Genomic DNA, 12,992 nt, shown 5'->3' with positions numbered 1-12,992 from the left:
ACTAGCCCTCTTTACAAAATAGAAATGGCGATCAACAAATTCTTGGCAAGGGTTCGTTGGTTGGTAAATCCAGTAATCTTGATTGACCAAAGATGCCCACTAAACGAACTTTTTTATCTTCAGTGACATCACCAATAATAGCCGCATTTTTACCTAATTCATGAGTATGTAAGGTATCTATTACTTGCTGAGCTTTATCTTCTTTAACAATAATCACTAATTTACCTTCATTAGCAAAATTTAATGCCTCTAATCCCAGCAATTCACAAATACCACGGACTTCTGTGCGAAGCGGTAAATCATCTTCGTTGATTTTCATACCGAGTTGCTGTGTTTGAGCATACTCATGTAATACGGCATTGACTCCGCCTCGAGTAGCATCACGTACTGCCTTAATCCCTTCTATTGGACGTAATAATTCAATTAATGGGGTTAATACAGCACAGTCACTATGCAGATCAGTTTTAATACCTAAATTTTCACGAAGATTCAAAATAGTTGCACCATGGTCACCTAAGGTTCCGCTTACAATAATTTTATCGCCAGCTTCAATTTTATGTGCTCCCCAATCTAATTCCGATGGAATGACTCCGATACCACTAGTATTAATAAAGACTTTATCCACGGCACCTTTTTGTACCACTTTAGTATCCCCAGTCACCACCTGAATACCTGCTTTTTTACAAGTATCTGCCATCGCTTGAATAATTTCTTTAAGTTCAGAAAGTGCAAGACCTTCTTCTAAAATAAAACCACAAGACAGATATTTTGGTATTGCTCCGCTTACTGCCACATCATTAGCTGTACCACAAACAGCTAATTTACCAATATTGCCACCGGGGAAAAAGATAGGATCAATAACAAAACTATCTGTAGAAAATGCTAATTTTTGACCGCACTTTGAAAGCTCATCTAAAGGAATACGAGCCTGATCCTCGCCTTGTGCAAGAATAGGATTATTAAAGGCTTCGAAGAAATAATCTTGAATCAATTTTTGCATGGCTGCACCACCATTACCGTGTGCCATTGTAATAAAATCTGTCATATGATTCCTTTTATTTTAGTCTCTACGATATTGATAATAAGCGGCACAAGCCCCTTCAGAAGAAACCATTAATGCACCATAAGCATTATCTGGATTGCACTGTTTAGCAAATAATGGGCAATCTGATGGTTTACATTTACCTGTTAACACATCTCCACAACGTGAATTAGGATCATCAGCAACTTTCTGTTGTGTGCTATTGAAATAAGTTTCTGCATCAAATTGATGATATTCAGGCGTTAACTCCACACCAGATTCCTCAATTTCACCTAAACCACGCCATTCACTAGAAGCTTTCAACTGGAATACTTCAGTCATTGCTTTTTGGGCTAATTGATTGCCATGATCATGCACAATACGCTTATATTGATTTTCAATTTTACAACGTCCATCCACAAACTGTTCTACTAACATAACTATTGATTGCAGAATATCAAGAGGCTCAAAACCTGTAATCACAAAGGGTTTATGATATTTCTCACAAAGTCCTTCATAGGGTTCGGAACCAATTACCATACTCACATGACCTGGTGCAATAAAACCATCAATCTTCACTTGATCTTGTGATAATAGGCTACGCAAAGTTGGAATAATCGTAATATTTTGGCACACAATCCAAAAGTTTTGCACATTTTGGCGTTTAGCTTGTTGTAAAGTTACCGCTGCACTTGGCATAGTCGTTTCAAACCCGAGGGAGAAGAACACAACTTTTTTGTCAGGATTATGCTGTGCAATACTCAGTGCATCAATAGGAGAATAAACTATACGTACATCACAACCTTTTGCTTTAGCTTCTAATAAAGAACCACGACGACCTTTTACTCGCATTGCATCGCCAAAAGTACAGAAAATTACATCTGGCTTTTCGGCTATTTCAATACAAACGTCAATACGCCCCATAGGTAAAACACAAACTGGGCAACCTGGTCCATGGATAAATTCAATACTCTTTGGTAATAGACGATCTAAACCAAATTTATAAATAGTATGGGTATGCCCGCCACAAACTTCCATTAAATATAATGGATTCTTCTCATTATATTGTGGCAATTTATCCATCAAATGATTTAAGCGTTCAATTAAACTTTTCGCTAATTTGGGATCTCGAAACTCATCAACAAATTGCATCATGTTTCCCCTGTAAAATTGAGCTATTGCTCAATCTGATAATCACTTCAAAGAAAAAGTGGGATAAATCATCCCACTACAAAAAATTAAAAAACTTATTTTTGTAACCAAGCTAACCAGTCTTGCAAACCTTCACCAGTAGTGGCAGAAAGTTTAATGACCTCAATCTCTGGATTGACTCGTTTTGCATTTTCAATACATTTTTCTACATCAAATTTTAAGTAAGGAAGTAAATCGACTTTATTTAAAATCATCAATTTTGATGCTGCAAACATATGCGGATATTTAAGTGGTTTATCTTCACCTTCCGTCACTGATAAAATGACTACTTTTGCTTTCTCACCTAAATCAAATTCAGATGGACAAACAAGATTCCCAACGTTTTCAATAAATAAGAAACTGTTTTCTTGAGGACGTAATTTCATCATCGCATCAGCAATCATTTGTGCATCTAGATGACAGCCTTTACCTGTATTAACTTGAATAGCAGGCACCCCTGTTTCACGAATACGATCAGCATCATTTTCAGTTTGTTGATCGCCTTCAATGACATAACAGCGGTGAGCAGTTTTTAATGCATTTAATGTTGTTGTCAATAAAGTCGTTTTACCTGAGCCAGGGCTGGAAACGAGGTTTAATGCTGTTAAGTTTAAGTATTTGAATAAGTTACGATTAGAATCAGCAATCTGATTATTTTTTCCTAGTACATCTTGCTCAATCTTTAATAAGCGTTTTTGCATATCTCCTTCGCTCTGTTGCATCTGAGTAGAATGATGAGAATGTGCATGGCTATGAGCTGCCGTATGGAAAGTTGAATGAGAAAAATTAGGTAATTTAACCGCACTTTTTGACTCTTTATGTTCATGAGTATGTTGTAATTCGCCAATTCTTACTTGATCTGGATGACCACAGCCGCAAGTTGTACACATATTTAATCCCCTTCAAATAGAAATTTTTAACAAGAATATCACAAATTAAAAATACTTTATTGATAGAGATCATAAACCGATGAAACAAGGAATCAAGATGCTTATGAAAATAAATTAAAAATAGATAAAAAAACTGCGGTATTTTACCACAGTTTTAGTTAATTTATTTATGCTTTACCCCTAAAATGACATGAGAGGCTTTTATTAAAGCTGTCACTTCAGTTCCTTTTGATAAGCCTAAATTTTTAACACTGGTTTCTGTAATAATTGCGGTTAAATCTATCCCACCCACTGTTTTAACCAGAATTTCTGCATTTACAGCACCGTCTATCACTTTTTCTACAGTGCCTTTAAATTGATTACGTGAAGAAAAAATTAAATCATTATCAGTAGATAAAATCACTGAAGGAGCTTTAAAAATTGCAACGACCTCTTTTCCCACTACTAAACCTAAGTTTTTTGTACTTTCACAAGTAATCGTTGCTACCAAAGTTTCACCACCTTTAAGGGTTAATTCAATCGCATCGTTAGTTGCACCTGTTTTAATTGATTTTACTGTTGCTGCTAACTGATTTCTTGCACTAATAGCCATAATCATATTCCTTTTTTTAAGTTATTTTATTTTCAAATATAGCATTAAAATTTTTGTTGATCATTATATAAATGAGTATATAATGAATTCACATTCTAATAATTATACTAATCACTCAAAACTCGTGTAGTAAATTTTTGGCTAGTAAATCCCCCTGATCCCCACGATCAACTTTGCTAGCCATTTTTTTATTCTTATTCCTGAATAAATCCTTTATCATATCAACATAATTCACTCACATTTTTCTATTATGAATAATCTCAAACTAGAACAAATTATTAATCAAAAACTCAATACACAAGCTATTTCAGACTACGCCCCAAACGGCTTACAAGTTGAAGGTAAAGCTGAAATAAAAAAAATAATTACAGGCGTCACAGCTACACAAGCATTGATTGACTATGCTGTAGAACAAAAAGCTGATGCAATCTTGGTACACCATGGATATTTTTGGAAAAATGAAAATCCCTGCATCCGAGGAATGAAAGGTAAACGCATTAAGACCTTACTAGTGAATGATATCAATTTATACGGTTATCATCTGCCTTTAGATGTACATGCTGAATTAGGCAATAATGCTCTTCTTGCCACACGACTTGGCATTGAAGAACGACAACCATTAGAACAAGGCACAGTAAGTATTCCAATATGGGGAATGTTAAAAGAACCCGTCACATTAGCTGAATTTACGCAGCGCATTATCCATGTATTAGATAAAACGCCAATCGTATGTAATTCGGAAGAATTTTTGCAAAATGAACCGCACTTGATTCAGAAAGTGGGTATATGTACTGGTGGCGGTCAGAGTTACATTGATCTTGCAGCAGCTCAAGGCTGTGATGCTTTTATTTCAGGTGAAATTTCAGAACAAACAACTCATTCTGCTAGGGAACAAGGTATTCACTACTTTGGTTGCGGACATCATGCAACAGAACGCTATGGAATTAAAGCCTTAGGAGAATGGCTAGCCGAAGAATATGGCTTTGAGGTAATATTTAAGGATATTAATAATCCGGCTTAAGTGAATCTCACTGGTCCAACAAAAGGAAGCTAGCTAATTGTTTAATTGCTCAATTTCCCTGAAAAAGGTATAATCGCCCCAATTTTCGAACACAAACAATCTTTTGTTTATACTAATATAATAGGAAACACTATGGGTATCTTAACTGGCAAACGTATTTTAGTCACTGGTCTTGCAAGTAACCGTTCGATTGCATACGGCATTGCAAAATCAATGAAAGAACAAGGTGCAGAATTAGCATTCACTTATTTAAATGATAAATTACAACCACGAGTTGAAGAATTTGCTAAAGAATTCGGTTCTGATATTGTTCTTCCGTTAGATGTTGCAACAGATGAAAGCATTTCTAGTTGCTTCACAGAATTAAGCAAACGTTGGGATAAATTTGATGGTTTTGTGCACGCAATCGCATTTGCACCTGGTGATCAATTAGATGGTGATTATGTCAATGCAGCGACTCGTGAAGGTTACCGTATTGCTCATGATATCAGTGCTTACAGTTTTGTAGCAATGGCTCAAGCGGCACGTCCATACTTAAACCCAAATTCAGCTTTATTAACCTTAACTTATTTAGGTGCTGAACGAGCTATTCCTAACTACAACGTTATGTGTTTAGCAAAAGCTTCATTAGAAGCGGCAACTCGTGTCATGGCAGCTGACTTAGGTAAAGATGGCATTCGTGTTAATGCTATATCTGCTGGTCCAATTCGTACATTAGCCGCATCAGGCATTAAAAACTTCAAAAAAATGCTTGGTGCATTTGAAAAAACTGCCGCATTACGTCGTACAGTAACGATCGAAGATGTTGGTAATTCAGCCGCATACTTATGCTCAAACTTAGCTTCAGGTGTCACTGGTGAAGTGTTACACGTTGATGCTGGTTTTAGCATAATGGCAATGGGTGAATTAGGCGAAGAATAATCGCAACTTATCTCGCAAGGAGGAATAACCATCCCTCCATTTGTATTGATACGGTGGGCTTTCTGTCCACCTTTACTTTTTATAATAAATCAACATGTTTCAAGATAATCCACTACTCTCACAACTAAAACAGCAACTCCACGATAGTAAACCTCATGTGGAGGGCGTAGTCAAAGGAACTGATAAAGCTTACGGTTTTTTAGAGACTGAAAAAGAAACCTACTTTATCGCTCCACCAGCTATGAAAAAAGTTATGCATGGAGATAAAATTAAAGCGACAATTGAAACTCTCGGTGATAAACAGCAAGCCGAGCCAGAAGCATTAATAGAGCCTATGCTCACTCGCTTCATTGCCAAAGTGCGTTTCAATAAAGATAAAAAACTCCAAGTTTTAGTGGATCATCCAAACATTAACCAACCTATTGGTGCAAATCAGGCTAAATCAGTCAAAGAAGAACTAAAAGAAGGTGATTGGGTTGTGGCAACCTTGAAAACTCACCCATTACGTGATGATCGTTTTTTCTTTGCTCAAATTATTGAATTTATCTGTTCATCTGAAGATGAATATGCGCCTTGGTGGGTAACGCTTGCTCGTCATCAACAATCTCGCTATCCAGTAAAAGGTCAAGATAGTTATCAAATGCTTGACACCGCCTCACGTGAAGATCTCACAGCATTACATTTTGTCACTATTGATAGCGAAACGACTAAAGACATGGATGATGCACTCTACATCGAACCTGTGGAAAATAATGGCGAACAAACGGGTTGGAAATTAGTCGTTGCGATTGCCGATCCAACCGCTTATATAGCTAAAGATTCACAAATCGAAAAAGATGCTCGCCAACGTTGTTTTACTAACTATTTACCTGGTTTCAATATTCCAATGTTACCACGTGAACTCTCTGATGAGCTTTGTTCTTTAGTCAAAAATGAAACCCGTGCAGCATTAGTTTGTTACCTTGAAACCAATTTACAGGGTGAAATTATTGGTAGCCCATATTTCGTCCAAGCAAAAGTTCAATCTAAAGCAAAATTAGCTTATAACCATGTTTCAGATTACTTAGAACAACTAGAAAATGCATGGCAACCGCAAGATGAAGCCACTAAGCAACAAATTCATTGGTTACACCAATTTGCCTTAATGCGAATTAATTGGCGTCAATCTCATGGTTTATTATTTAAAGAAAAACCTGATTATCACTTTGTTGTGGATGACAAAGGACATATTCTTGAGATCAAAGCGGAATATCGTCGTATAGCCAATCAAATTGTTGAAGAATCAATGATTATAGCCAATATTTGTTGTGCTCATTATTTAGCAGAACATGCTCATACGGGGATTTTCAATACTCATAAAGGATTTGATACTAAATTCTTACCAAATGTGCATAACTTCTTAATGGCTAACTTAAGCAATGATGAAAACAAAGTTGAATTAGAACAACGCTATTCTGTAGAAAATTTAGCGACATTAGAAGGCTACTGTCGTATGCGTCATGATATCGAACCTATTGAAGGTGATTATATGGAATTCCGCTTACGTCGTTTTCTTACTTTCGCTGAATTTAAATCTGAATTAGCACCGCACTTTGGCTTAGGTTTAACAGGTTACGCTACCTGGACATCACCTATCCGTAAATATTCTGATATGGTGAATCATCGTTTAATTAAAGCTTGCATTGCTAACCAAACTTGTGACAAGCCAACTGATGATATACTTACTCGTTTACAAGAAGCACGTCGTCAAAATCGGTTAGTAGAACGTGATATCGCAGATTGGTTATATTGTCGTTATCTTGCCGATAAAGTTAAGGATAAACCTGAATTTGAAGCAGAAGTTCAAGATTGTATGCGTGGTGGTTTACGGGTTCAATTATTAGAAAATGGGGCAAGTATTTTCATTCCAGCAGCAACTTTACACGATAAAAAAGAAGAAATAGAAGTGAATTCTGATGAGCTCGCATTTTATATTAAAGGGGAACGTAAATATAAAATCGGAGATATTATCAAGATTCAATTAACTGAAGTGAAACTTGAAACCCGTAGTCTCATTGGTAGCGTTATTTAGCCTATTTAAAGTGCGGTAAATTTTTCAGAAAAATACCGCGCTTTTACCTCTTAATAATTAGATAGTATTTGTATCAAACATGATAAAAAGCCGTTATAATCATTTCATTTTACGAGAGTGATTATTTTATGTTAACAGGTCTGCTTCATACTCATATTACTTTTGCTTTTCTGAGCCTCACTTTATTAGTGATCCGAGGTCTCATGCAATGGCAAGGTAAAGATTGGCGTACAATCAAACTTCTTAAAATCTTACCGCACTTAGCTGACACTATTTTAGTATTAAGTGGAATTGGATTAGTTTTTGCTTTTGGTTATTCATTACAATTATGGATCATTGCTAAAGTGATATTATTAATTGTCTATGCCATTTTTGCAGCAAAATATTTCCATAAAAATGCTACAGCACCAAATAGCTTATTCTTATTACTTGCTATCTGTGCATTCTTAGGAGCAATATTCATAGGCTATTCTCACTAAAATTTTATAAAAAAATACCGCACTTTAATGCGGTATTTTTATCTCTAGCCACCAGCTAATTTCACAGTAAAGCCTTTCTGCTCTAACAGTGATTTAAGTAATTCTCGTTTATCACCTTGAATTTCAATAGTTCCATCTTTTACGGAGCCACCACATCCACAACGTTTCTTAAGCTCTGCTGCTAGCTTTTTCAATTCATCATCACTCAAATCTAAACCAGTAATTACATTAACACCATTACCTTTACGACCGCTTATTTGGCGTTGAATTCTTACTACACCATCACCTTTAGGTCTCTCAGCTTTGATTTTTTCTGGCTTAATACGCCCCACTTCTGTGGAATAAACTAAATTACTTTCGCTCATTACTCACCTAAATTAGCAATAGAAGCATTAAGTGCACGTAATACTTCAGCTGGATTATCTGCTTGAGTAATTGGACGACCAATCACTAAATAATCTGAACCTGATTTGATTGCATCTGTGGGTGTCATGACTCGTCGTTGATCTCCAAAATCACTGCCTGAAGGACGAATACCTGGAGTCACTAATTTAAAGTCTTTTCCTAAATGACTACGTAAGATTTCAACTTCTTGTGGCGAACACACCACACCATCTAAACCTGCTCGTTGAGTCAAATGTGCTAAACGAATAACTTGTTCCATCGGTGATGCATTGATACCAATTTGTAGCAAATCTAAATCTTCCATGCTAGTTAATACCGTTACGCCAATTAATAAAGGAGCATCTTGACCATAAGGTTCCAAAATTTTCTTTGCTTCTTCCATCATACGTAATCCACCAATTGCATGGAGATCAACCATCCACACACCTAAATCAGCAGCAGAACGAACTGCCCGTGCAACAGTATTAGGAATATCATGAAATTTCAAATCAAGAAATACATCAAAACCTCGAGTTTGTAATTGTTTTACAAAGGTAGTTCCTAAGGTAGTAAACATTTCTTTACCGACCTTAACACGGCACAAACTTGGATCGATTTGATCTACTAAATATAAAGCTTCATGTTCTGTTTCGTAATCCAACGCTACGATAATTTTATTATTCATGTTTAACTTCCTTCTCTTAGCCTAAATTCTATTTAAATTTGGCTTTCTATTCCTCGAATAGGTTTAATGGTTTCCCATTGGCGACAAGATGGACAACACCATATTAATTTATGAGACTGATAACCACATTTCGAACAACGATAATCAAAATTCCGCTTAATTCGTTCACCAACAAGATTCCGTAATAAAATTAAACTTTCTTTACCTCTTCCATCTTCGGCTTCCTCGACTTGATATTCTACAAATCGATGAAATAAGAATAGACTTGGATTATGTGTCAATTGTTGATATATCTTATTTTGCGCCGCTGCACGACCATGTTTTTCTTCAATTAAATCTGCCAATGCTAAAGCAACTGTACTGTTATATTGACATTCCTGATTTGCTCTAATCAAAAATATTTCAAAATTATCTAATTGATCAAGATGATGATAACAATCTTTTAATCTTGTTACTACTTCACCAAGATATGTTGCATCTTGTGCTAAAACATTTTCTAATACAACAATAGCCTCTTGATAATGTTGCTCTTTAATCAAAATGTCACCTAAAAGAATTGAGGCTCTCACACATCTAGGTGAAACATTTAATGCTTGTTTCAAAAGCGCCTTTGGCTGTTGTTCTTTCGTATCTTTATTTTCTTTATGTAAAGCTTTTGCATATTCACAATAATATTGTGCTAATTCAATATTATCTTCTCGAGGAGCTATTTTTGCTAATTTCTCTGCAACATTAATTGCCTTCTTCCAATCTTTTGTTTTTTGATAAATAACAGCTAATTGCTGGAGAGCACTTTCTGCAAAATCAGGTTCATCCACTAACATAATATAAATTGCTTCAGCCCGATCAAAAAAACCCATAGCCATAAAATCTTTAGCTAATTGTTGCTTTGCTAAGAGCTTTTGTTCAAAACTATAATTTTGGCTACGATCAAGATTTTGGTGGATTCTCAAAGCACGATCTACTTCTCCACGAGAGCGAAAAAGGTTACCGAGAGTTAATTCTGCTTCAAATTGGGAGTTACTTTCGATTTCATTCTCAGCTTCCTGCTTTTGTAGCATATCTAAAAATAAATCGACAGCTTTATCAGTTTGGTTGGATAAAAGAAAATTTACCCCCGTCACATAGTCACGGGATAATTTATTACTAACATCTTCTTGATCTTTCTTAGCACTCCGATGCCCCATATACCACCCATAGGCAGCGGCAATAGGAAGGAGTAGAAAGAGTAATTCAAGCATTATTGGACAGCCTTATCTCGACTGGTGGTTAGTTCACTAATTTGTTGAGTTTGACGCTTAACTTGACGAAGCAATGCCATATTTTTTAATTTTAATTTTAGATAAAAAATACCTGTAATTAACCAACCTAAAATTAAACCTAAACCAAATAAAATTGCAACTAAAGTTGAAAGCTGTAATTCACTTTGAGCAACAATATAATTAAATGTAATAACTTGGTCGTTATTTGCACCCACAGTAATTGCCACTAAGAGAATAGCAATAATAATAATGAAACCAAAAATATATTTAATCATAGGATTTTCCTTAATATAATTTTTTCCATTATGCCAAAAAACAATACAAAAAACGACACTTAACGTGTCGTTATTTTTAAATATTATTAATAAATTTATGCGCTAATATCAACACGCTCTCTTAATTCTTTTCCTGCTTTAAAATGAGGAACGCATTTAGATTCTAATTTAACTTGTTCACCCGTTTTAGGATTACGACCAATACGTGGCTGACGAAAATGCAATGAGAAACTACCAAAACCACGAATCTCAATACGATTTCCCTCTTCTAACGACTTAGACATATGTTCAAGAATTTCTTTCACTGCATTTTCTACAGTTTTCACAGAAATAGAATGGTTTTTCTCCATTAAACTTTCGATAAGTTCTGATTTAGTCATAATGTTATCCTTTCGTTTTAGTAAAACAACATAATCATTCAACATGATAAATGATTATGTTGTTTTACTCAGTATAATACTTTAGGAAGAAAACTGGTGCGCGGCTTGCACACCAGCTTAATACTTACTAATAAGTCAAAACTTATTATTCACCTTTAGCGGCTTTAAATGCTTCAGCAAATGCATTTGGCATAGCAACATCTTCTTGTTTGTTGTTCACGCTTGCAACCGCTGCTGCTTCTTCAGCTTGGTCTTTAGCACGTACTGATAAATGAATAATACGAGCTTTACGATCAACGCCTGTGAATTTAGCTTCAACAACATCACCCGCTTTAACTTCATCAACTAAGTCTGCTGCACGGATATAGCCTTCAACACCGTTTACATCAACTTTAGCGCCTTTAGCATCAGATTCAACAACAGTTGCTGAAACTACAGCACCTTTTTTGTTTACTGCTGAGAAGTTGTTGAATGGATCTTCTTCAAGTTGTTTAATACCTAAAGAAATACGTTCTTTAACTGCATCTACTTGCAATACTACTGCAGCAACATCGTCACCTTTTTTGTAGTTACGAACAGCTTCTTCGCCAGCAACATTCCAAGAAATATCAGATAAATGAACTAAACCATCGATACCACCTTCAAGGCCAATGAAGATACCGAAATCAGTGATTGATTTGATTTTACCTTCAACTTTGTCGCCTTTATTGTGAGTTTCAGCGAATTGATTCCATGGGTTAGCTTTACATTGTTTTAAGCCTAAAGAAATACGACGACGTTCTTCATCAATTTCTAATACCATTACTTCAACAACATCACCTAAACTAACCACTTTAGATGGGTGGATGTTTTTGTTTGTCCAATCCATTTCAGATACGTGAACTAATCCTTCTACGCCATCTAAAATTTCAACGAAACAACCATAATCAGTTAAATTTGTTACTTTACCAGTTAATTTGCTACCAACTGGATGATTTTGAGCAATTGCAACCCATGGATCTTGACCTAATTGTTTTAAGCCTAAAGAAACACGTGTGCGATCCTTATCAAATTTTAATACTTTAACTGTAATTTCATCGCCAACATTGACAATTTCACTTGGGTGTTTAACACGTTTCCAAGCCATATCTGTGATATGTAATAAACCATCAACACCGCCTAAGTCCACAAATGCACCATAGTCAGTTAAATTCTTAACTGTACCTTTAACTTCTGTGCCTTCTGCTAAATTTGCTAATACTTCATCACGATCTTGGTTGCTTTCTGACTCAATAACCGCACGGCGAGAAACCACAACATTATTACGTTTTTGATCTAATTTGATAACTTTAAATTCTAATTCTTTACCTTCAAGGTGAAGTGTATCACGTACTGGACGAGTATCCACTAATGAACCAGGTAAGAATGCACGAACACCGTTTAACTCAACTGTGAAACCACCTTTAACTTTACCGTTGATTAAACCAATAACAGTAGCTTGTTCTTCGTATGCTTTTTCTAATTCAATCCAAGATTCGTGACGAACTGCTTTTTCACGTGAAAGTTTAGTTTCACCGTAACCATCTTCAACAGCGTCTAATGCAACGTTTACAACGTCGCCAACTTTAACGTCAACTTCACCTTGTGCATTAGTGAATTCTTCAGCAGGAATACGAGCTTCAGATTTTAAGCCAGCATCGACATATACAAAGCCTTTTTCAATAGCGACTACAGTACCGTTGATGATTGAACCTAAACGTTGAGTTTCAAGGTTTTTTAATGATTCTTCAAATAGTTGAGCAAAAGATTCTGACATAAATTAATCTTCTAAAATAGTTAAT

14 protein-coding genes are annotated in these 12,992 nt (G+C 35.6%); 4 read left to right on the top strand and 10 right to left on the bottom strand.

Features of this window, described 5'->3' with window-relative positions:
- Positions 1-31 precede the first annotated feature (31 nt).
- The 4 genes from hypE to BN1226_RS07715 form a co-directional block, all read right to left on the bottom strand.
- A complete protein-coding gene (gene hypE / locus BN1226_RS07730) occupies positions 32-1,045 on the bottom strand; it encodes a hydrogenase expression/formation protein HypE (protein WP_044470699.1) in 1,014 nt (337 codons plus the stop codon).
- Between the two features lie 15 nt (positions 1,046-1,060).
- Complete coding sequence (hypD, locus tag BN1226_RS07725; protein WP_044470698.1) at positions 1,061-2,173, bottom strand: hydrogenase formation protein HypD; 1,113 nt, start codon at positions 2,171-2,173, stop codon at positions 1,061-1,063.
- A gap of 95 nt (positions 2,174-2,268) precedes the next feature.
- Entirely contained in the window at positions 2,269-3,102 is an 834-nt protein-coding gene (hypB, locus tag BN1226_RS07720) for a hydrogenase nickel incorporation protein HypB (RefSeq protein ID WP_044470697.1), read from the bottom strand.
- A 163-nt stretch (positions 3,103-3,265) separates the two neighbouring features.
- Positions 3,266-3,694: a TOBE domain-containing protein gene (locus tag BN1226_RS07715; RefSeq protein WP_044470696.1), complete on the bottom strand. Its 429-nt coding sequence runs from the start codon at positions 3,692-3,694 to the stop codon at positions 3,266-3,268.
- 250 nt (positions 3,695-3,944) lie between these two features.
- Between BN1226_RS07715 and BN1226_RS07710 the strand changes: the two genes are divergently transcribed.
- The 4 genes from BN1226_RS07710 (at position 3,945) to BN1226_RS07695 (ending at position 8,186) form a co-directional block, all read left to right on the top strand.
- The gene (locus BN1226_RS07710) at positions 3,945-4,715 is read left to right on the top strand and encodes a Nif3-like dinuclear metal center hexameric protein (protein ID WP_044470695.1); all 771 of its coding nucleotides are present in this window, start codon (positions 3,945-3,947) and stop codon (positions 4,713-4,715) included.
- A 132-nt stretch (positions 4,716-4,847) separates the two neighbouring features.
- Positions 4,848-5,636 carry an enoyl-ACP reductase FabI gene (locus tag BN1226_RS07705; RefSeq protein WP_044470694.1) on the top strand — a complete coding sequence of 263 codons (789 nt, stop codon included), beginning with the start codon at positions 4,848-4,850 and terminating at the stop codon, positions 5,634-5,636.
- A gap of 94 nt (positions 5,637-5,730) precedes the next feature.
- Complete coding sequence (gene rnb / locus BN1226_RS07700) at positions 5,731-7,707, top strand: exoribonuclease II (protein ID WP_044470693.1); 1,977 nt, start codon at positions 5,731-5,733, stop codon at positions 7,705-7,707.
- A gap of 128 nt (positions 7,708-7,835) precedes the next feature.
- Positions 7,836-8,186 (top strand): SirB2 family protein, encoded by a 351-nt coding sequence (locus tag BN1226_RS07695; RefSeq protein WP_044470692.1) that lies wholly within the window; start codon positions 7,836-7,838, stop codon positions 8,184-8,186.
- A gap of 44 nt (positions 8,187-8,230) precedes the next feature.
- Here BN1226_RS07695 and yciH read toward each other — a convergent pair whose 3' ends face one another.
- From yciH to rpsA, 6 genes are all read right to left on the bottom strand, one after another.
- A complete protein-coding gene (gene yciH, locus BN1226_RS07690; protein ID WP_044470691.1) occupies positions 8,231-8,551 on the bottom strand; it encodes a stress response translation initiation inhibitor YciH in 321 nt (106 codons plus the stop codon).
- A complete protein-coding gene (gene pyrF / locus BN1226_RS07685; RefSeq protein WP_044470690.1) occupies positions 8,551-9,255 on the bottom strand; it encodes an orotidine-5'-phosphate decarboxylase in 705 nt (234 codons plus the stop codon). The genes yciH and pyrF overlap by 1 nt, the downstream gene beginning before the upstream one ends.
- A 32-nt stretch (positions 9,256-9,287) precedes the next feature.
- Entirely contained in the window at positions 9,288-10,496 is a 1,209-nt protein-coding gene (gene lapB, locus BN1226_RS07680; RefSeq protein ID WP_044470689.1) for a lipopolysaccharide assembly protein LapB, read from the bottom strand.
- Positions 10,496-10,792, bottom strand: coding sequence for a LapA family protein (locus BN1226_RS07675; protein WP_005760516.1), 297 nt, complete (start codon positions 10,790-10,792; stop codon positions 10,496-10,498). The genes lapB and BN1226_RS07675 overlap by 1 nt, the downstream gene beginning before the upstream one ends.
- Before the next feature lie 95 nt (positions 10,793-10,887).
- Entirely contained in the window at positions 10,888-11,172 is a 285-nt protein-coding gene (locus BN1226_RS07670; RefSeq protein ID WP_005760644.1) for an integration host factor subunit beta, read from the bottom strand.
- A 145-nt stretch (positions 11,173-11,317) separates the two neighbouring features.
- Complete coding sequence (gene rpsA / locus BN1226_RS07665; RefSeq protein ID WP_005760625.1) at positions 11,318-12,967, bottom strand: 30S ribosomal protein S1; 1,650 nt, start codon at positions 12,965-12,967, stop codon at positions 11,318-11,320.
- Between the last annotated feature and the right edge of the window lie 25 nt (positions 12,968-12,992).

The organism is Mannheimia massilioguelmaensis (assembly GCF_000940515.1).
GTDB classification, from domain to species: Bacteria; Pseudomonadota; Gammaproteobacteria; order Enterobacterales; family Pasteurellaceae; genus Basfia; species Basfia bettyae.
Note: the sequence above shows the minus strand (reverse complement) of the source record. Positions and strands in the feature narration are given on the sequence as shown.